Source organism: Leptolyngbya sp. AN10 (assembly GCF_050565645.1).
Taxonomy (GTDB): domain Bacteria; phylum Cyanobacteriota; class Cyanobacteriia; order Leptolyngbyales; family Leptolyngbyaceae; genus Leptolyngbya.
Genome location: NZ_JBNXVP010000039.1, coordinates 1 through 18,400, shown reverse-complemented (window position 1 = coordinate 18,400; position 18,400 = coordinate 1). Strand labels below are relative to the sequence as shown.

Genomic DNA, 18,400 nt, shown 5'->3' with positions numbered 1-18,400 from the left:
ATGACACAAACTCTGGTTTCTACTGCTTTTCGAGTCGGGATCGCAGGTCCAGTTGGCTCCGGTAAAACTGCTCTAGTCGATGCACTCTGTAAAGCAATGCGCGATCGATACCAGGTCGCGGTTGTCACCAATGATATTTACACTCAGGAAGATGCGAAATTTTTAGTGCGATCGCAAGCACTTGATCCCGATCGCATTCTCGGTGTAGAAACGGGAGGCTGTCCGCATACTGCCATTCGGGAAGATGCTTCGATGAACTTAGCCGCGATCGATCAACTTGAACATCGATTTCAGAATCTAGAGTTAATTTTTGTTGAGAGTGGTGGTGATAACTTAGCAGCAACTTTTAGTCCGGAACTGGTAGATCTCAACATCTATGTGATTGATGTTGCAGGGGGCGATAAAATTCCGCGTAAAGGGGGACCTGGTATCACAAAGTCAGATCTTTTGGTCATCAATAAAATCGATTTAGCCCCTTATGTCGGTGCAGATTTGCAAGTGATGGAGCGGGATGCAAAGCTGATGAGAAAAGAAAAACCCTTTGTATTTACAAACCTCAAAACTCAGACAGGTTTAGATAAAATTATTGATTTTGTGTCAACCTACGCAGGACTAAACCTGAAGCAAAAATAACAAAACTATCCTAAAAATGTAGTCCACTATACAATTCGCTGAAAACCCAAGCCCTAGTATTTCAGAGTTATTACTGAAGCTCAAAACTGCGATAACTCTGCGAACCGCTCCTTTGCAGAGACAGTCTTTCCCAGAGATTGTCGATCGCTTTGGCTTGGTTCAACACGTCACTACACCTTTTGGACATGACAAAATCATTTGGACGGCGCGAATTTATTATCCTTGGCTCCACTGCTGCGGGGAGCATTCTTCTAAAATCCTGTGCGGCTCCAACAGGAACGACCGGATCGACGAGTAGCGCCCCGGCTGCTTCTCCCGCAGCAAACACCACTACTGCTTCTGGCAACACGATTAAAGTCGGCATTCTGCACTCGCTGTCTGGCACGATGGCTATCTCTGAAAAGAGCGTCGTCGATGCGGAACAATTAGCGATCGAAGAAATTAACAAAGCAGGCGGCGTGTTAGGCAGACAAATCGAAGCGGTTGTTGAAGATGGCAACTCCGATTGGCCCACCTTTGCTGAAAAAGCGAAGAAATTGATCGACCAAGACAAAGTTGCAACGGTGTTCGGCTGCTGGACTTCTGCAAGCCGTAAAGCTGTTCTGCCAGTGTTCGAGTCGAAGAAACATCTGCTCTGGTATCCGGTGCAGTACGAAGGACAAGAATGCTCGAACAATGTCTTTTACACAGGCGCGGCTCCAAACCAACAGATTGAGCCATCTGTAGAATGGTTGCTGAAGAACAAAGGCAAAGATTTCTACCTCGTTGGATCGGACTACGTTTTCCCGCGTACTGCAAACACCATCATCAAAGCGCAACTGGCGGCACAAGGTGGAACTACGAAAGGGGAAGACTATATTCCTCTGGGCAACACCGAAGTCAAGCCTGTCGTTGACAAGATCAAACAAGCCATGCCGAATGGCGGCGTGATCTACAACAGCTTGAACGGTGACACCAACGTGGCATTCTTCAAGGAATTGCAAGCATCGGGCTTGAGTCCTGACAAGTATCCATCGATGTCGGTGAGTATTGCAGAAGAAGAAGTCAAAGCGATCGGGGTTGACTATCTCAAAGGTCACTTTGCTGCATGGAACTATTTCCAAACGGTTGATACTGCTGCAAGTAAGAAGTTCGTTGAAGCATTCAAAGCGAAATATGGTAACGATCGAGTCGTGAATGACCCGATGGAAGCCGCTTACATCATGGTGTACTTGTGGAAGCAATCGGTTGAAAAAGCGGGTACTGCGGATGATCTCGATAAAGTGAAAGCAGCGGCTTACGGTCAGACCTTCGATGCACCGGAAGGTAAAGTGACCATGAACTCAAATCATCACTTGTCCAAGTATGTTCGCATCGGTGAAGTGGCAGCAGACGGTCTCTTCAAGATCGTGTCCGAATCCAAGGAAGCTGTGAAGCCCGTGCCTTGGAACCAATTCGTGGCAGAAACGAAAGGCTTCTCTTGCGACTGGTCTGATCCTGCGAAGGGCGGTAAGTTCAAGACCACCTAGATTCAACTTGTTCGTACTCGATCTCGTAGAGCTAATTTTCCAATGGAAAGAAGCTCTACGAGATCGGTTTGTTCAGCGACTTGACAACGGAGAAAGCTTTGCTATCAGGACTTATAAACGGAATTTTTAGCGGTGTCAGCGTTGGATCAGTGTTGTTACTGGCAGCATTGGGACTTGCGATCGTCTTTGGTCTCATGGGCGTGATCAACATGGCTCACGGTGAGTTGATGATGCTCGGCGCTTATACAACGTATGTAGTACAAAATGTGCTGAAAGACACTCCTCTGTTTGGTATCTACTTCTTCATTGCGTTGATTGCAGCCTTTATTGTGACTGCGATATTCGGGATCATTCTAGAGCGCGGCGTGATTCGATACCTGTATGGGCGACCCTTGGAAACATTGCTGGCAACTTGGGGCGTAAGCTTGATTTTGCAACAGTTCGTTCGCAGTGTCAGTTGGCAGTTAGTAACTCTGATTGCGGTCTTCTGTGCATTGTTCTTTGGTGCGATGTGGATTTTGGCGCGTCGTCCGAACTATGAGCAAATTCGAGGTTGGTCGATCGCGATTCTTCTACCACTGTCTGCGGCAGTTGCACTCACCGTTAGCAATACAGTTGGGCAACTTTACGGATTAGTGGCGACAAAGCCTTGGTTCGGAGCGCAAAACGTCGATGTGACGGCTCCAAGATGGCTGCGAGGCGGATTGTCGATCGCTGGAACACAGTTCTCGTATGCTCGGATTTTTATCATCTTTTTAACGATCGCTGCGGTGTGTGGCGTGTTCTGGTTCTTGAATAAAACGCCTTGGGGCTTACGGATTCGAGCCGTGACACAGAACCGGAATATGAGCGCTTGTTTGGGAATTCCGACTCAGAAAGTGGATGCTTTGGCGTTTGCGATCGGGTCTGGACTGGCGGGAATTGCTGGCTGTGCAGTGAGCTTACTTGGATCAGTCGGACCGAATACGGGACAGAACTACATCGTAGATACGTTCATGATCGTGGTGGTCGGTGGAGTTGGAAAACTGGTCGGTAGCATTATTGCAGCACTCGCGATCGGGACTGCCAGCTACATTATTGGATCAAATGTGTTAGTTGATGCGTTTAGCTTCTTTCCGCCATTGTCTGAATTCTTCAAGTTTTTCTCGACGATCAGCATGGCAAAAGTGATGGTATTTGCTCTGATTATTGTCTTTCTGCAATTCCGTCCGGCTGGACTGTTCCCGCAGAAAGGACGAACTGTGGATGCTTAGGGAGAAGTTAACGTGAACAAAGACACGCCTTGGTACAAGCAGAAATCGATCCTGATCGAAGCTGCTATCGTCGTCGCGATCGCGCTTGCTCTAATTTTGATTGTGCCGAATCTATTGATCGCAATGGGTCAAGCGTTTCGAGTCAATTTGCTGGGGCGTTTTCTAGCACTCGCGATCGTGGCTCTGGGAATTGATTTGATTTGGGGCTACACCGGAATTTTGAGCTTAGGACATGGATTGTTCTTTGCATTGGGTGGATATGCGATCGCAATGTTCCTTCAGTTGCAAATTCCTGCTGGACAGTTGCCCGATTTCTTTACGCTGTATGGTGTGAACGAGTTGCCAGCGTTTTGGCTTCCGTTCTATTCGTTTCCGTTTACGCTGTTTGCGATCGTGTTTTTGCCCGCGATCGTCGGAGCGGTTCTGGGTTACTTAGTCTTCCGTAATCGCATTCGAGGCGTTTATTTCTCGATCCTGACGCAAGCTGCACTCATTGTCTTTTTCAACTTCTTTAATGGTCAGCAGAAACTGATCAATGGAACGAATGGATTGAAAACCGATACGACGACCTTTTTTGGTCAAACCGTCGGTGATGCTCAGATGCAGTGGATGTTCTACATCACTACAATTTGGTTGTTGGTTGGAGCGTATGCACTGTGCCGTTGGCTCACGAGTGGCAAGCTTGGAAAGCTTTTAGTTGCAGTGCGAGATGATGAACCTCGACTAAGATTTTCGGGATACAACCCGACTGGCTTCAAAGTGCTGGTGTTTGCTGTGTCGGCGGCGCTTGCGGGGATTGCAGGAGCATTGTACACCGTTCAATCTGGGATTGTTTCACCAAAAACGATGGATATTGCTTTCTCGATCGAGATGGTGATCTGGGTTGCAGTTGGTGGCAGAGCAAGCTTAGTCGGTGCGGTTCTTGGAGCTTTGCTTGTGAACTTTGCAAGAAGCATTCTGAGTGAACAGTATCCAGAGATCTGGTACTTTTTCCAAGGTGCATTGTTCTTAACAGTTGTAACAGTGCTGCCGGGTGGAATTGTGGGATGGATTCGCAACGAAGGACTAGACTTTGTGCGATCGAAGTTCCTCGGCAAGCGTCAGTTATCCACGTATCCAAGCTTAGAAGAAGATCCGGAAGTGCAATATGAGCGGGAAAATCTTGCAAATCGAAAATCTGACGGTTAGTTTTGATGGCTTCAAGGCGATTAACAATCTCAATTTTGACCTGAATGAAGGTGAATTACGAGTGATTATTGGTCCAAATGGAGCCGGAAAAACAACCTTTCTCGATACGATCACAGGCAAAACACAACCGACGATCGGAAATGTGTATTTCAAAGGTCGCAATACCAAGGGCTTGAAAGAGCATCAAATTGCTCGATTGGGCGTGGGGCGAAAGTTCCAAACGCCGCGAGTTTATCTCAATCTCACCCCACGAGAGAATTTAGAACTCTCTTGCAATCGGCATAAGAATGTTTGGAATGCGATCGTTGGAAAACGTCCTGCGGCAGAACAGCGAACCGTCGCGGGATTGCTCGAAACGATCGGGCTAGATCTCAAAGCCGATATCAAAGCCGATTTGCTGTCTCATGGCGAAAAACAGCGCTTAGAAATTGGCATGTTAGTGGCTCAATCTCCTGATTTGCTCTTAGTCGATGAGCCTGTCGCGGGATTGACCGATGAAGAAACTGAGAAAGTCGGAGATCTACTTTTAGCATTGGCGGAAAGTCATTCGATTATCGTGATCGAACACGACATGGAATTCGTTCGGCAAATCGCAAGACAAGTCACTGTGCTTCACCAGGGAAGCGTTTTGTGTGAAGGCTCAATGGACGAAGTTCAAAACGATCCGCGAGTCATTGAAGTATATCTGGGACAACAAGAAGAACACGCAGCGTAGAATATTATGAGCTATACCAACACCACGCTAGAACCAATGGGATCAAGTACATCAGCCCCAATGCTAGAAGTCTCCGGGCTGAATGTCTATTATGGAGAAAGTCATATTCTTCGAGGGGTTGATATGACTGTTCATCCGGGCAAAATGGTCTGTTTGATCGGGCGAAATGGTGTCGGTAAAACCACGTTGCTCAAGTCGATCATGGGATTGTTAAAACCTCGATCGGGTTCTATCTCTCTTGCAGGTGAACCTATCACGATGAAATCTCCTGATCAACGTGCCCGTCTTGGTATCGGTTACGTTCCCCAAGGACGCGAAGTGATTCCGCGTTTAACCGTTAAAGAGAATCTAATCCTCGGACTTGAAGCACTACCGAAACGGAACAAGAGCGCTGAAATTCCCGATGAAATTTTCGAGTTATTTCCGGTACTCAAAACGATGCTGCCTCGGATGGGTGGAGACTTGAGTGGTGGACAACAGCAACAACTCGCGATCGCTCGCGCTCTTATGGGTCAGCCTCGCTTATTAGTCCTTGATGAACCGACTGAGGGAATTCAACCCTCGATCATTCTCGAAATTGAAGCTGCTGTCCGTCGAATCATCGAAACGACTGGGATCTCAGTCTTGTTAGTAGAGCAACACTTACATTTTGTGCGCCAAGCGGATTGGTACTATGCGATGCAAAAAGGTGGAATTGTAGCATCTGGTTCAACGCAGGAATTGAGCAATGAGGTTGTTCAGCGATTCTTAGCGGTTTAGCTTATTACGAAACGGGAACGCGATCGTAATAAAATTTTTGCTTCTAAAAATCTATTGCACCCGATCGATGCTCAACTGCCAAAGTCGTTCAAGTAGGGCAATCTGTCGTTTCAACAAACGGCGCTTCTGGGTTTTTCGGGTGAGAACTCCGAGAAATAGTCCAAGCGGAAGCGCGATCGCAATCAGCCCTTCTGAAAGTAAAGCAGTGTCATTATCGATCGGAGTGGTCGCGATCGAGGTCGAAATTTGAATGGATTGAATCGTCTGAATATTGGGACGCATGGGTAGATTTTCAACAGAAAAACCGCTTTGTTAAAATTGAAGTCTTTATTTTGCCACCCAGATCTCAATCTCTCGTCTGCTGTTAGGTTTATTTAACGCACGGCTTTATAGAAGGGTTTCAGCCATTAGGTTGAGACACCAATGCCCCAAAGAATGTCAATATGGATCGCGATCGAGAAGTAAAGGTCGATCGCTCGGCGCTTTTAGATCAATCCACTGTGCTGTTTTAGAGCACAATGGGTTAAATCATTAGCCCGATCGTCCCTTTTCTGTTCCAGATTCTATGACTGTCTCCCGCACCATTTGTCTTGGCTTTCTTGCCGTAATTTTTGTTGGAACTTGCCTTCTAATGTTGCCTTTTTCAACTGCAACCGGAGATTGGAATAGTCCTGTTACTGCTTTGTTTACTGCGACTTCTGCCGTATGCGTGACTGGGTTATCTGTGGTTGATGTCGGCAAGTTTTATTCATTCTGGGGGCAGCTTTTTATTATGCTGCTGGTACAAGTCGGTGGACTGGGTTATATGACCGCGACGACAGTTCTCTTGTTGCTACTCGGTAAGCGTTTGGGACTGAGAGACAAAATCGCTGTACAACAATCGCTCGATGTGCAGGAACTATCAGGACTAACAGGTTTATTGCAATCGATCATCGCGACCACGCTTGTATTTGAACTCACAGGCGTGATTCTGCTGATGACGGTTTTTGTTCCACAATTTCGCGATCAACCGCTTGTTGCACTTTGGCAATCAGTTTTCCACAGCGTCAATGCTTTTAATAATGCTGGCTTCGGCTTGTTCTCAGATAATTTGGTGCAATATGTCACGAATCCGATCGTCAATTTCACGGTTACGGGTTTAATCATTTTCGGTGGCATTGGCTACCAGGTCATCATGGAATTGTATTTTTGGGGACGCGATCGCATGAGTCGAAACCCCAGAAAACACACATTCTCACTTAATTTCCGAGTCGCAACCAGTACCACGATCGTGCTGTTACTTGTAGGAACGTTCGCATTTTTCGCAACCGAATTTCGCAATCCTGCAACATTGGGACCGTTGAATTTGCCTCAAAAATTAATGGCGGCTTGGTTTCAATCGGTCACGCCTCGAACTGCTGGATTTAATACGATCGATATTACCAAAATGACCACAGCGGGATTGTTTATCACGATCGCGTTTATGTTTATCGGTGCAAGTCCGGGCAGTACAGGCGGTGGAATAAAAACGACAACGTTAAGAGTTTTACTCGACTGTACAAAAGCCGTACTGCAAGGAAAAGAAGTTGTTTTGTCCTCTAAGCGTCAGATTCCGATGGCGTTAATTTTGAAAGCAATGGGTGTTTTGATTGGCTCGATCGCGACAGTGATTACCGCAACAGTTTTGATTGCTACAACCGATCCTGAGCTTAATTTCATCAATATCTTGTTTGAAGTTGTTTCCGCTTTTGCAACGGTCGGATTGACTGCTTTTGGAACAGGAAATTTATCCGTCGCAGGTCAACTCTTAATCGTCGTGGTCATGTACATCGGACGGGTGGGGATTCTGATGTTAATGAGCGCACTTTTAGGCGACCCGAAACCGAGTTTTGTGAATTATCCTGAAGAAAATTTACTCGTTGGATAACATTTTCAAACTATCATGAACGATCGAGACATTTAAGAGGCACAACAGATCGTGAATTTATCTTCGTTGGGATTCTTTCACAGTTTACGATCAGACCACAAAAATCGGCAGTTTGCGGTGATCGGCTTAGGTCGATTCGGTCGCGCAGTCTGCTCCAGTATGCACAATTCCGGTTACGAGGTTCTAGCTGTCGATTCAGATAGGAATAAGGTCGATCAAGCCTTGAACGATCGGATTGCGACTCACGCCCGTCAAATCGATTCGACGCAACCTGCTGCACTACGAGAAGCGGGAATATTCGAGCAAGATACGGTAATTGTCGCGATCGGGAATTACGTTCAAGAAAGTATCATCACCACCATGAATGTAAAAGAAGGCGGTGTGCGGCATGTCGTCGCCAAAGCTTCGTCAGAGATCCATGAAAAACTGCTCAAAAAAGTCGGTGCAGATCATGTTGTTTTCCCAGAACATGAGATGGGCTGCACATTGGCTCGATCACTAACAAAACCTGGAATTCTAGAACGCTTCGATCTCGATCCAGAAAACAGCATCGTCGAGATGATTGCTCCCGAAAGTTTCCACGGGAAAACGATCACAGAACTCAGATTGCGATCGCACTATGGATTAAATCTACTTGCCTTCAGCCACAACGGTAAGTTCGTGATTAATCCTGATCCAAATACGTATCTAAGGAAAGGAACCGCGATCGTGGTAATTGGTGCAAATCGAGATATCGATCGACTACCAATTTAGGAGAAAAGCGATCGTGCTGCGGAGTGCGATCGCTTTTCTCCCTAAACCCGCGCTAGTGTGACTCGCTCCGTTTGATCTTGATACTTGCCGCGTCGATCGTCGTAACTCACTGCACAAGGCGCACCTTCGAGGAACAACAACTGCACAATCCCTTCATTGGCATAAATCCGACAGTCTGCGCTCGACGAATTCGAGAACTCAAGCGTCAAATGTCCCCGCCAACCTGCTTCGGCTGGAGTCAAATTCGCGATCAACCCGATCCGCGCATAGGTCGATTTCCCGATACAAATCACCGTCACATTGTCTGGAACTTCCAAGCGCTCTAATGCAACTCCCAAGCCATAAGAATGAGCAGGCAAAATGAAAAAGCTGCCGTTGTCATCTTGATGTAACGGGGCAGGTTCTAAGTTTGCATCGCTAAAGTTTTTCGGGTCAACCACTGTTCCAGGAATGTGTTTGAAGATGCGAAACTCAGAAGGAGACAGGCGCAAATCGTAACCATAACTGCTCAACCCATACGAGATCACAGGCAAACCATGAATCCGGCGTACAAGCTGAGGCTCAAATGGCGCAACCATGCCCTGCTGTGCCATCTGCGTAATCCAGGTATCGTTCTTGATCATGATGTTTTGCGTGTTTTAGGGTTGGTGAGTGCGACGAAGTTCCGTAATTTGATCCGCTACATCTAAGATCGCTTCAGGCATATCGGGACCTGTAAGAATCACATCCACATGACGCGGACGCGATCGCAGAAATTCCAACACTTCCACCTCCGGAATCAATCCCCAGTGAATCGCCAAACTCAGTTCGTCCAGCACGACCAGATCGTATCGATTCTGCTCGACCACACGGCGCGTATGTTGCCAGAGAGCCAACAACGATCGAGCTTCTTCTTCACTGATCTCTGGCGTATCAATACAGCGATCGATACTGCACCGAATCCAATCGAGATTTTGGCTCAGTTGCATGGGTCGATCGTATCCTTGACCAATCCCGCCTTTGAGGAACTGCACCACTAAAACGGGTGTTCCTTGTGCCGCAATCCGCATCGCCTGAGCCATCACACCTGTGAAGAAACTGCGGTGGAACGAGGTAAACACCTGCACTAATCCTTCTACGCTGAGATTACGAGAGCGGGGAGCATCAAACACAGGCGTTTCAACTTGCGAAACCATAGGACTGTCTCAGATAGGGCAATTCACTGTTTAGATGTAGCGTCTCTGTTTGAGTCGCTTCACTATGAAACACTAGATGTAGAAAAGCGTCAAGATCATTTTGGCGAATCGCGCTAGATCTTGCCTCTGACTAGCAAATGATTTTTCCCTGAATGCCAATACGATACAAAAGAACTGCTCAAAAGTACAGGTGTTCTGAGGAGAAAATTATTAGAGTTTGTCGATCGTGAAGCATGTATCCTGTTACTACTGAGGCAGTGCAAGAAGTTGGAATAGTAAGCATTGAGCAAATTCGGAAGAAGATCCACGATCGCGCTCGCTATCTTTCTTCTCATACCCAAGACAAAATAAAGACTGCATGATGTGTAAATTCTGCGACGGGCAAACCATCCGTGAACTACCTACACCAACCGCTACGCAGTATGGTGTAGGCTTCCCAATTCATCAGCAATTGCCTCTGCGGTCGTAGACTTGCGCCCATACCGCTTTGGTCTTACATTAGACCTCCTGCACGAATCCTGATCACAGATTTGAACTCCTGAAAAGAGGACTAGATGCCACTCAGGAGACTGATCAAATGTACGATCGCATTCAACACCTGCCACCAAAATCGTTCAAACGCAAGTGCGGAGTGAAGCGTGAAACCTTCGAGAAAATGGTTGAAATTCTCAAACCCAAGCTGATCCGAAAAGGCAAACGAGGCGGACAAGGCAAGTTTGGAGTCGAAGATCAACTCTTGATTGCGATGGAATATTGGCGCGAGTATCGGACTCAGTTCCACATCGGACAAAGTTGGGGGATTCATGAAACGACCGTGGGGCGCATTGTGCGGAAAGTTGAGAACAGTTTGATTCGGTCGGGCGAATTTCGGCTTCCGGGCAAGAAGGCGCTGCACTCGCCTGATGCAGGGTGGAACCTCCTGTTAGTTGATGTCAGCGAAAGTCCGATTGAACGTCCAAAAAAAAACAGCGACCTTACTACAGTGGTAAGCAAAAATGGCACACACTAAAAGCGCAAGTCGTCGTAGACTATTTCAGCGGTCAAATTGTCTGCACCGCATTTGGCAAAGGGCGCAAGCATGATTTCCGCTTGTTCAAGGACTCGCAGTTGCCGACCCAACTTGAGCAACTCTGGGTGGCAGACCGAGGCTATCAAGGCATCGCCAGACTTCATGCTTACAGTTGTACGCCCTACAAAAAATCGCGCAAGCGTCCGCTCTCCAAGCAAGAACGTCAGTTTAATCGACAATTAGCGCAAGTTCGTATCACGGTGGAGCATACCTTTCGCAAGTTGAAGATTTTTCGCATCTTATCGGAGCGCTACCGTAACCGTCGCAGGCGATTTGGGCTACGGTTCAACTTGATCGCAGGCTTGCTGAACTATGAGCTTGCTCATCCAATTTGATTCGTGCAGGAGGTCTATTGCCTCCAAGGGCAGTAGCGCTGGTTCCCAACGCCAAAATCCGCAAGCCTTCATCTCGGATGTTCAATGCCGCATTCACATCTCTATCGTGATGCTTCTGGCAGTGAGGGCAGAGAAAAGAACGGACGGAGAGATCCATCTTTGGCATCGGTAGCAGTGTTGTATTGCACAGATGCGACGATGGGAAGAACCGACCGATTTCAAGGTAGATCTTTCCTTCCTGCTCTGCTTTGTACTTCAGCAGGGTTTGAAACATTCCCCAACCTGCGTCAGAGATTGACTTAGCTAGGTTGTGATTCTTCACCATGTTTTTGACTGCTAGATCTTCTACGACAATCACTTGGTTCTCGTTCACTATCTTGCGGGATAGCTTGTGTAGAAAATCTTCTCTTACTCTGGAAATCTTGCTATGTACTCTTGCCAGTGCAAGCTTGGCTTTACGCCGCTTGTGGGTCTTTTGTCTTTCTTGCGAGAAAGCTTTCTTTGCTTGCGTTTCAAGTTGCGTTCGTGCTTCTTAAGATGTTTCGGGTTGTTGAATTTGGAGCCGTCAGACGTGACCGCAAAATCAATCAATCCCAAATCAATCCCGACCGCTTTGCCCTGACTGATTGACTCAGGCTTTTCAACGCCATCATCGAGCAGCAATGAGGCAAAGTACCGACCATCCGACATTCTCGATACGGTGACAGTTTTTAGTTTCCCAACACAGTCCCGATGGATTTTCGCCTTCACAGTCCCCAGCTTATTCTAGATCATTAAACTCCGATCGATATTTCACAATCCCGCTACAGCCATCCAACGTACCGCTTTCCAACTCCAGCACCATAAATGCCTCATCGGGCACTGTGTACTCACATTTCAATCCCTTCGTCTTAGCGGTAATAAACCTAAAGCGCGAATAGTATTCGGGCGAACCTAGCACAACAACCGCTTTGCAGCCTTGTCGATCGCACTCTTTCAAACCTTGCTGAATAAGTAAACTTCCGATTCCTTGTCGCTGATAGTTAGGAAGAACTGCGACAGGTGCAAGTCCGAGCATGAATAGTGAGCAGTTATCGATCGTCACTGGACTAAAGAAGAGATGTCCAACAATTTGATCCAATGAAACTGCAACGAGAGAAAGTGTTGAAGGAGTGTTGCGTAATCGATCGACTAAATGAGCTTCACTCGATCGACCAAATGCCGCAGTATTAACTCTACGTACAGTTTCGATATCTTCTGGCTTCTCGGCTCGAATTTCCATGACCTTGAGAATTGCGGCGATATCAGGATAGCGCGATCGCAGATTTTCAACTCCGTAGGTATGATTTCACCTCTTCAATATTTCTAGTTTTCCCACCCAGATGAATGACCGCATGGCAGTTAGGACAAACAGGAAGAAGATCAGTAATTGGGTCAACTTCGTACTCTTCCTGAATTTTTGAAAGTGGTTTCAGATGATGTACATGAATAAATCCTTGAGCAACTAATCCGTACTTTTTCTCAAAATTGAATTTACACACTCCACAAATTGCGCCATGATGCTCGATACAGCGTCTACGAGCTTCAGAGTTACGCTCATAAGCATTAAGCATCACTTGATGAACCGAACCTTCGATCAGCTTTTGATTGCTCACAACTTCCTCAGATAGGCGAGAACTAGAGGCAACATTGATGTGAGTTTGAGCAACCTGCAATTCTTCGCGAGTGAAAAGAGAAGACCAACGCGCTTCCAGAACTAAAGCCTCTAAAGATAAATCAAGTCGATCGATTTCTGTCAACTTCTGTAGCCCTTTTGTTGGCTCACTTTCAGGTTTAAGCCAATCTTTCGCGGCTTGTAAACCACCCACTTGCTTTACTTTTTGCAGATAACGATTTGCCCAATAGCCTGTTTCTCGACCGACGCGATCGTAAACGGCGATCATTTCCTCATGCAATTCTGCTTCTAAACTCATAGTGGCGCGGTATGATTTTCAGCCTTAAGATGCCCAGCACTTTTCTCCGCAAGTCCCCCGTTCGGTAAGCCGTACTCTTTCTAAAGTTGCATTCAGCCGCTGACTCCGTTAAATTAGCACTCAGGAGACGAGAGTGCTAACTTAACGCTCCAAAAGCCTGTAGACTGGTAAACGTTGAAAAAATACCAGCAGGCGATCCGGTTGGAACCCCATTCCAGCCGCAAGTATTTGATCGTTTCTTGCTTATCTAGATTGTTGGAGGATTTGTAAATGGCAGCCATCTCTCTTACCGTGTCCACCGTGAAACCGTTGGGCGATCGCGTATTTGTGAAAGTCAGCGAAGCTGAAGAAAAAACCGCAGGCGGCATCATTTTGCCCGACAACGCGAAAGAAAAGCCTCAAGTTGGCGAAATCGTCTCGGTTGGTTCCGGCAAGCTCAACGAAAAAGGCGATCGTCAACCGATGGAAGTTCAAATCGGTAACAAGGTTCTGTACTCGAAGTACGCAGGAACCGATATCAAACTTGGTGGCGACGATTATGTATTGCTGTCTGAAAAAGACATTCTCGCAGTCGTCTCATAGCTCTCTCAACTCTCTGTAAACCTCACAAAGCTTTCAACACACTATGGCTAAGCGCATCATTTACAACGAAAATGCCCGTCGTGCTCTAGAGCGCGGTATGGACATCCTGGCTGAAGCAGTTGCAGTTACTTTGGGTCCGAAAGGTCGCAACGTGGTGCTAGAGAAGAAGTTCGGCGCTCCTCAGATCGTCAATGACGGAGTGACGATCGCAAAAGAAATCGAACTCGAAGACCACGTCGAAAACACAGGCGTTGCTTTGATTCGTCAAGCCGCTTCTAAAACGAATGACGCTGCTGGAGACGGAACCACGACTGCAACCGTTTTGGCACACGCGATCGTCAAAGAAGGAATGCGGAACGTTGCCGCTGGTGCAAACGCGATTCTTCTGAAGCGCGGAATGGACAAAGCGACGAACTTCTTGGTAGAGAAGATTGCGGCTCACGCTCGTCAAGTTGAAGACTCGAAAGCGATCGCACAAGTTGGAACCATTTCGGCTGGAAACGATGAAGAAGTCGGTCAAATGATCGCTTCTGCAATGGATAAAGTCGGCAAAGAGGGCGTAATCTCGCTGGAAGAAGGCAAGTCGATGACGACCGAACTCGAAGTCACCGAAGGGATGCGCTTTGATAAAGGTTACATCTCGCCCTACTTCGCAACCGATACCGAGCGTATGGAAGCGGTTATGGAAGAGCCTTTCATCCTCATTACCGACAAGAAGATCAACTTGGTTCAAGACCTCGTTCCGGTTCTCGAACAAGTCGCTCGTGCAGGTCGTCCGCTGATCATCATTGCAGAAGACATCGAGAAAGAAGCTCTCGCGACCTTGGTTGTGAACCGTCTGCGTGGCGTTCTCAACGTTGCTGCGGTGAAAGCTCCTGGATTTGGCGATCGTCGTAAGGCAATGCTTGAAGACATCGCAGTTCTGACAGGTGGACAGTTGATCACCGAAGATGCAGGTCTGAAGCTCGATACTGCTAAGCTTGATTCATTAGGCAAAGCGCGTCGCGTCACAATCACCAAGGACAGCACGACGATCGTTGCAGAAGGCAATGAAGCGCAGGTGAAGAGCCGCGTTGAGCAAATCCGCCGTCAAATGGATGAAACCGATTCTTCCTATGACAAGGAAAAGCTGCAAGAGCGCTTGGCTAAATTGGCTGGTGGTGTTGCAGTGATCAAAGTCGGTGCTGCAACCGAAACCGAAATGAAGGATCGTAAGCTCCGTCTGGAAGATGCGATCAACGCAACCAAAGCTGCTGTTGAAGAAGGTATCGTTCCGGGTGGTGGCACAACCTTGGCTCACTTAGCTCCCGAACTCGAATCTTGGGCTTCTAGCAATCTCAGCGGTGAAGAACTGATCGGAGCACAAATCGTAGCTCGTGCGTTGACGGCTCCTCTGAAGAGAATTGCTGAAAATGCAGGTCAAAACGGTGCGGTGATTGCTGAGCGCGTGAAAGAGAAAGAATTCAACGTGGGCTACAACGCAGCTACGGGCGAATTCGTTGATATGCTCGAAGCTGGAATCGTTGACCCTGCGAAAGTGACTCGTTCTGCACTTCAGAATGCGGCATCGATCGCAGCAATGGTTCTGACCACCGAGTGTATCGTTGTGGACAAGCCTGAACCGAAAGATGGTGCTGCGGCTGGCGCGGGTGCTGGCGGCGGTATGGGTGACTTCGATTACTAATCTGAGTCTCTAAAATTGAAAGCGCGATCGTTTCCGAAAAGGAGCGATCGCGCTTTTTTAGCGGAAAATTGTACGATCGCTTATCCTGATAACAATAGAAACTCACTGTTGAACTATGCTGAAGTCATTAAAAATTGAAAACTTCCGGGGCTTTAAATCCTTCGAGCTTCAGCAACTTGGCAGAATCAATCTGTTTGTTGGTCTAAATAATAGTGGCAAGACTTCTATCCTAGAAGCAATTCAGCTTCTCTGTGCTGGCACAAACCTCGATCCATTAGTCGAAATCATGATTAATCGAGGTGAATATGACGATAAAGCTGATCTCCGTCAACGCCAGTTTTCTCTTGATATTCATAATATTTTCTACAATCACAACACCAATCTTGGTAATAGTCTTACTCTTTCAGGCTTGTATGATGGAGTGGATGAAAAAATTACTATGAGCTTGCATGAATATGATAATTCCATTGACAATCAACCAGGACTCTTCAATGATGGGCGACTTGTACTAGCGATTGAGCAAATAGATAAACGGCAAGGAGAAGAACGAGAAGCAGAAAATCGGCGCTTTCCACTCTCCTTTGATTTGAAACTTCACACAGATGACATTCTGCATTTAAGAAGAGATTCAAAAATCGTATCAGTTAACAGCCAATTCATTACACCTCTCTCGCTCTCAACAGATAAGATGATTGAGATGTTTGAGGATAACATTGTTTTGACACCGGAAGAAGAAGTCATCAATAAAGCACTGCATAGTATAGATCCTAAGATCGAACGTATTGCTCCTCAAAGCTCTAGGAAAAATGATTATTCTCGCTCTGGTTCACGGGCTGGATTCTTAGTAAAGCTATCAGGAATTAATCAACGAGTGCCAATCGGCAGCATGGGCGATGGAATATGGAGAATGCTCGGACTTGCTCTATCTATTGTTAGTGCAAAGAAAGGTATCTTGTTGGTTGATGAGATCGATGCTGGCTTACATTTCACCACAATGATTGATATGTGGAGGATGCTCTTGATGACAGCTAGAAGACTTAATGTACAAGTTTTCGCCACCACTCACAGCCGAGATTGTTGGGAAAGTTTAGCTGAAGTTGCACGATTGGAAAATTGTGATGAAGACGAAATGATGATTCATCGAATTGAACGGGGACGCAATCGCTCAGTCATATTCAGTGGACGCAAACTGGTTGTTGCGGCTGAACAAGAGATTGAGGTTCGCTAAACGTGGCAAGATCATATTCTCCGAGATGGCTTCTTGTGGAAGGCGAAGAAGATAAGCGAGTGATTCCAGAACTAATTGAAAAAAATGGAATTGAATGGGGAGATAGGCACAATCCGATTGTAAAAATTGAAGCCCTTGGCGGATACGAGCAACTTACAGATCCAAGTGTCATTGAGGCACAAATCGATAAATCTGGATTGCAAATACTTGGAATTGTGATTGATGCAGATGAACAGCCCAACTCTCGTTGGCAAAGTATCAAAAATGCTGTTCGTAAAAGCATTCCAGATATTCCTGATGATCTCCCAGATACTGGATTGATTCATCAAACACAAAATTCTATTGATGTTCCAATCAAATTCGGCATTTGGATGATGCCCGATAATCGATTACAGGGAATGCTTGAAACTTTTCTCGCTAATTTGATCGAAACTGAGCAGCAAGAACTTTGGCAATACGCTCAAGAAGCAGCAGGCATCGCAAGAACTAAAGCTGCTCCTTTCAAACAAATGCACACAGATAAAGCCAATCTCTATACTTGGCTTGCTTGGCAAGCTCCACCTGGAAGACAACTTCATCAAGCAATCCAAGAACGAATTTTGAAACCAGAGCATCCAACGGCTCAGGCATTTGTCACCTGGTTTAAAGATTTGTATAACGTCTGATCGCAGCAATGGTTCTGACTATCGTTGTGGACAAGCCTGAACCGAAAGACGGTGCTGTTGCTGGCGCGGGTGCTGGCGATGGTATGGGCGACTTCGATTACTAATCTGAGTTTCTAAAAAGTGAAAGCGCGATCGTTTCTGAAAAGGAGCGATCGCATTTTTTAAGGAATTCGCTGAAATTATTGCTTATTCACATTTTGATAGTGCAAAAATCAACTAATTTTTAACTAAAATCAGATTCAAGATACTGAATTTTCTTAAAGGACTCGATTAGCGTTCTTCCGACTTTTTACATACAATGGCAAAGCGAAAATCAATTTCAACAAAGGTTTGGAGACCCCTCCTAGCACAATCGGGGAATCGTTGTGCATTTCCTGGGTGCAAGCATCCAATCATTGATGAAAAACACAACTTAGTGGCTCAACTATGTCATATTGAAGCTGTCTCACCTGAGGGGCAAAGATATAATTCCAAGCAAACTGACGAGGAACGAAATGGATATGACAATTTACTATTTTTGTGCCATCGACATCATGTCGAAACCGACAATATTGATGAATATCCTGTACAGCGTTTAAAGGATATTAAATATCAGCATGAATCACAGTTTGCAGAGAACCCTTTCGAGGTTGATTTAAGTATTGCCTATCTTCTTAAGAAAGAAATGGAAGCTTACTGGAATGAGGTTGAAGACGTTCATAGCAACCACCCTGTATTTGATGAACTTAAAATATCAGTAGATTCCAAAGCTTTATTTAAGCAATTGTTTACAGATGCCCGCGAGTTGTTGTGCGGCATAGACGAGATGTGCGGATTGATGAACGCGAATGACCGCGAAAGAGGAGAGGTTTATAATTGGGAACTGTATACTTACGGTTCGCTCATTTTCAGGGAGGGTCGTCAGATTGCGGACCTAAGCGGGTATAAATCTCCGTCGGGAAGTTCATCAACTGTAGAATTCGTTGCTGTAAGGGATTCAGAGTCGTGAGATCCAC

20 protein-coding genes and 1 pseudogene are annotated in these 18,400 nt (G+C 46.4%); 14 read left to right on the top strand and 7 right to left on the bottom strand.

The genetic code is table 11. From position 1 onward, the window contains the following. The 6 genes from ureG (at position 1) to urtE (ending at position 6,056) form a co-directional block, all read left to right on the top strand. The gene (gene ureG, locus ACQ4M5_RS33475) at positions 1 to 633 is read left to right on the top strand and encodes an urease accessory protein UreG (protein ID WP_430680144.1); all 633 of its coding nucleotides are present in this window, start codon (positions 1 to 3) and stop codon (positions 631 to 633) included. A 185-nt stretch (positions 634 to 818) separates the two neighbouring features. Continuing rightward, positions 819 to 2,141: an urea ABC transporter substrate-binding protein gene (gene urtA / locus ACQ4M5_RS33470; RefSeq protein WP_430680143.1), complete on the top strand. Its 1,323-nt coding sequence runs from the start codon at positions 819 to 821 to the stop codon at positions 2,139 to 2,141. Between the two features lie 98 nt (positions 2,142 to 2,239). Next, the gene (gene urtB, locus ACQ4M5_RS33465; protein WP_430680142.1) at positions 2,240 to 3,394 is read left to right on the top strand and encodes an urea ABC transporter permease subunit UrtB; all 1,155 of its coding nucleotides are present in this window, start codon (positions 2,240 to 2,242) and stop codon (positions 3,392 to 3,394) included. A 12-nt stretch (positions 3,395 to 3,406) separates the two neighbouring features. Next, complete coding sequence (gene urtC, locus ACQ4M5_RS33460; protein ID WP_430680141.1) at positions 3,407 to 4,582, top strand: urea ABC transporter permease subunit UrtC; 1,176 nt, start codon at positions 3,407 to 3,409, stop codon at positions 4,580 to 4,582. Further along, the gene (gene urtD, locus ACQ4M5_RS33455) at positions 4,542 to 5,297 is read left to right on the top strand and encodes an urea ABC transporter ATP-binding protein UrtD (RefSeq protein ID WP_430680140.1); all 756 of its coding nucleotides are present in this window, start codon (positions 4,542 to 4,544) and stop codon (positions 5,295 to 5,297) included. The genes urtC and urtD overlap by 41 nt, the downstream gene beginning before the upstream one ends. A gap of 6 nt (positions 5,298 to 5,303) precedes the next feature. After that, entirely contained in the window at positions 5,304 to 6,056 is a 753-nt protein-coding gene (gene urtE / locus ACQ4M5_RS33450; protein WP_430680139.1) for an urea ABC transporter ATP-binding subunit UrtE, read from the top strand. Between the two features lie 51 nt (positions 6,057 to 6,107). Here urtE and ACQ4M5_RS33445 read toward each other — a convergent pair whose 3' ends face one another. After that, the gene (locus ACQ4M5_RS33445) at positions 6,108 to 6,338 is read right to left on the bottom strand and encodes a hypothetical protein (protein WP_430680138.1); all 231 of its coding nucleotides are present in this window, start codon (positions 6,336 to 6,338) and stop codon (positions 6,108 to 6,110) included. Positions 6,339 to 6,621: 283 nt separating this feature from the next. Between ACQ4M5_RS33445 and ACQ4M5_RS33440 the strand changes: the two genes are divergently transcribed. Continuing rightward, positions 6,622 to 7,962, top strand: a complete 1,341-nt coding sequence (locus tag ACQ4M5_RS33440) for a TrkH family potassium uptake protein (RefSeq protein WP_430680137.1) — start codon at positions 6,622 to 6,624, stop codon at positions 7,960 to 7,962. 51 nt (positions 7,963 to 8,013) lie between these two features. Then, positions 8,014 to 8,715: a potassium channel family protein gene (locus tag ACQ4M5_RS33435; RefSeq protein WP_430680136.1), complete on the top strand. Its 702-nt coding sequence runs from the start codon at positions 8,014 to 8,016 to the stop codon at positions 8,713 to 8,715. Positions 8,716 to 8,756: 41 nt separating this feature from the next. On the opposite strand, the gene dcd is transcribed toward ACQ4M5_RS33435, so the two are convergent. Next, a complete protein-coding gene (gene dcd, locus ACQ4M5_RS33430; protein WP_430680135.1) occupies positions 8,757 to 9,338 on the bottom strand; it encodes a dCTP deaminase in 582 nt (193 codons plus the stop codon). A 15-nt stretch (positions 9,339 to 9,353) separates the two neighbouring features. Continuing rightward, positions 9,354 to 9,890 (bottom strand): P-loop NTPase family protein, encoded by a 537-nt coding sequence (locus tag ACQ4M5_RS33425; RefSeq protein WP_430680134.1) that lies wholly within the window; start codon positions 9,888 to 9,890, stop codon positions 9,354 to 9,356. Positions 9,891 to 10,467: 577 nt separating this feature from the next. Here ACQ4M5_RS33425 and ACQ4M5_RS33420 point away from each other — a divergent pair. Continuing rightward, positions 10,468 to 11,294, top strand: a protein-coding gene (locus ACQ4M5_RS33420; RefSeq protein WP_430674732.1) for an IS5 family transposase whose coding sequence is annotated in 2 segments (ribosomal slippage) — positions 10,468 to 10,855 and positions 10,855 to 11,294 — 828 coding nt in all. Because the reading frame shifts where the segments join, the coding sequence is not laid out codon by codon here. Here the strand turns inward: ACQ4M5_RS33420 and ACQ4M5_RS33415 are convergent. The 4 genes and pseudogenes from ACQ4M5_RS33415 to ACQ4M5_RS33400 all read right to left on the bottom strand — a co-directional run. Beyond that, positions 11,245 to 11,742: pseudogene (locus tag ACQ4M5_RS33415) on the bottom strand (RNA-guided endonuclease TnpB family protein); the annotation flags it as partial. The gene ACQ4M5_RS33420 and the pseudogene ACQ4M5_RS33415 overlap by 50 nt on opposite strands. Beyond that, complete coding sequence (locus ACQ4M5_RS33410; protein ID WP_430680186.1) at positions 11,703 to 11,984, bottom strand: transposase; 282 nt, start codon at positions 11,982 to 11,984, stop codon at positions 11,703 to 11,705. The pseudogene ACQ4M5_RS33415 and the gene ACQ4M5_RS33410, both read right to left, overlap by 40 nt. 70 nt (positions 11,985 to 12,054) lie before the next feature. After that, on the bottom strand, positions 12,055 to 12,555 hold the full coding sequence (locus tag ACQ4M5_RS33405) for a GNAT family N-acetyltransferase (RefSeq protein WP_430680133.1): 501 nt from the start codon (positions 12,553 to 12,555) through the stop codon (positions 12,055 to 12,057). Between the two features lie 46 nt (positions 12,556 to 12,601). Beyond that, entirely contained in the window at positions 12,602 to 13,246 is a 645-nt protein-coding gene (locus tag ACQ4M5_RS33400) for an HNH endonuclease (RefSeq protein ID WP_430680132.1), read from the bottom strand. A gap of 270 nt (positions 13,247 to 13,516) precedes the next feature. Between ACQ4M5_RS33400 and groES the strand changes: the two genes are divergently transcribed. The 5 genes from groES to ACQ4M5_RS33375 all read left to right on the top strand — a co-directional run bounded on the left by groES (position 13,517) and on the right by ACQ4M5_RS33375 (position 18,393). Further along, a complete protein-coding gene (gene groES, locus ACQ4M5_RS33395; protein WP_430680131.1) occupies positions 13,517 to 13,828 on the top strand; it encodes a co-chaperone GroES in 312 nt (103 codons plus the stop codon). 43 nt (positions 13,829 to 13,871) lie between these two features. Then, a complete protein-coding gene (gene groL, locus ACQ4M5_RS33390) occupies positions 13,872 to 15,512 on the top strand; it encodes a chaperonin GroEL (RefSeq protein ID WP_430680130.1) in 1,641 nt (546 codons plus the stop codon). A 115-nt stretch (positions 15,513 to 15,627) separates the two neighbouring features. Further along, positions 15,628 to 16,740, top strand: a complete 1,113-nt coding sequence (locus ACQ4M5_RS33385; protein ID WP_430680129.1) for an AAA family ATPase — start codon at positions 15,628 to 15,630, stop codon at positions 16,738 to 16,740. A 2-nt stretch (positions 16,741 to 16,742) separates the two neighbouring features. Then, on the top strand, positions 16,743 to 17,405 hold the full coding sequence (locus ACQ4M5_RS33380) for a DUF3226 domain-containing protein (protein ID WP_430680128.1): 663 nt from the start codon (positions 16,743 to 16,745) through the stop codon (positions 17,403 to 17,405). Positions 17,406 to 17,703: 298 nt separating this feature from the next. Then, positions 17,704 to 18,393 (top strand): hypothetical protein, encoded by a 690-nt coding sequence (locus tag ACQ4M5_RS33375; RefSeq protein ID WP_430680127.1) that lies wholly within the window; start codon positions 17,704 to 17,706, stop codon positions 18,391 to 18,393. The last annotated feature ends 7 nt before the right edge of the window (positions 18,394 to 18,400 follow it).

What these genes read in the sequence shown, in the direction of transcription:
- ureG (WP_430680144.1), top strand. Translation starts at nt 1, where the DNA reads ATGACACAAACTCTGGTTTCTACTGCTTTTCGAGTCGGGATCGCAGGT.
- urtA (WP_430680143.1), top strand. Translation starts at nt 819, where the DNA reads ATGACAAAATCATTTGGACGGCGCGAATTTATTATCCTTGGCTCCACT.
- urtD (WP_430680140.1), top strand. Translation starts at nt 4,542, where the DNA reads ATGAGCGGGAAAATCTTGCAAATCGAAAATCTGACGGTTAGTTTTGAT.
- urtE (WP_430680139.1), top strand. Translation starts at nt 5,304, where the DNA reads ATGAGCTATACCAACACCACGCTAGAACCAATGGGATCAAGTACATCA.
- ACQ4M5_RS33445 (WP_430680138.1), bottom strand. Translation starts at nt 6,338, where the DNA reads ATGCGTCCCAATATTCAGACGATTCAATCCATTCAAATTTCGACCTCG.
- ACQ4M5_RS33440 (WP_430680137.1), top strand. Translation starts at nt 6,622, where the DNA reads ATGACTGTCTCCCGCACCATTTGTCTTGGCTTTCTTGCCGTAATTTTT.
- dcd (WP_430680135.1), bottom strand. Translation starts at nt 9,338, where the DNA reads ATGATCAAGAACGATACCTGGATTACGCAGATGGCACAGCAGGGCATG.
- ACQ4M5_RS33425 (WP_430680134.1), bottom strand. Translation starts at nt 9,890, where the DNA reads ATGGTTTCGCAAGTTGAAACGCCTGTGTTTGATGCTCCCCGCTCTCGT.
- ACQ4M5_RS33410 (WP_430680186.1), bottom strand. Translation starts at nt 11,984, where the DNA reads ATGTCGGATGGTCGGTACTTTGCCTCATTGCTGCTCGATGATGGCGTT.
- ACQ4M5_RS33405 (WP_430680133.1), bottom strand. Translation starts at nt 12,555, where the DNA reads ATGGAAATTCGAGCCGAGAAGCCAGAAGATATCGAAACTGTACGTAGA.
- ACQ4M5_RS33400 (WP_430680132.1), bottom strand. Translation starts at nt 13,246, where the DNA reads ATGAGTTTAGAAGCAGAATTGCATGAGGAAATGATCGCCGTTTACGAT.
- groES (WP_430680131.1), top strand. Translation starts at nt 13,517, where the DNA reads ATGGCAGCCATCTCTCTTACCGTGTCCACCGTGAAACCGTTGGGCGAT.
- groL (WP_430680130.1), top strand. Translation starts at nt 13,872, where the DNA reads ATGGCTAAGCGCATCATTTACAACGAAAATGCCCGTCGTGCTCTAGAG.
- ACQ4M5_RS33385 (WP_430680129.1), top strand. Translation starts at nt 15,628, where the DNA reads ATGCTGAAGTCATTAAAAATTGAAAACTTCCGGGGCTTTAAATCCTTC.
- ACQ4M5_RS33375 (WP_430680127.1), top strand. Translation starts at nt 17,704, where the DNA reads ATGGCAAAGCGAAAATCAATTTCAACAAAGGTTTGGAGACCCCTCCTA.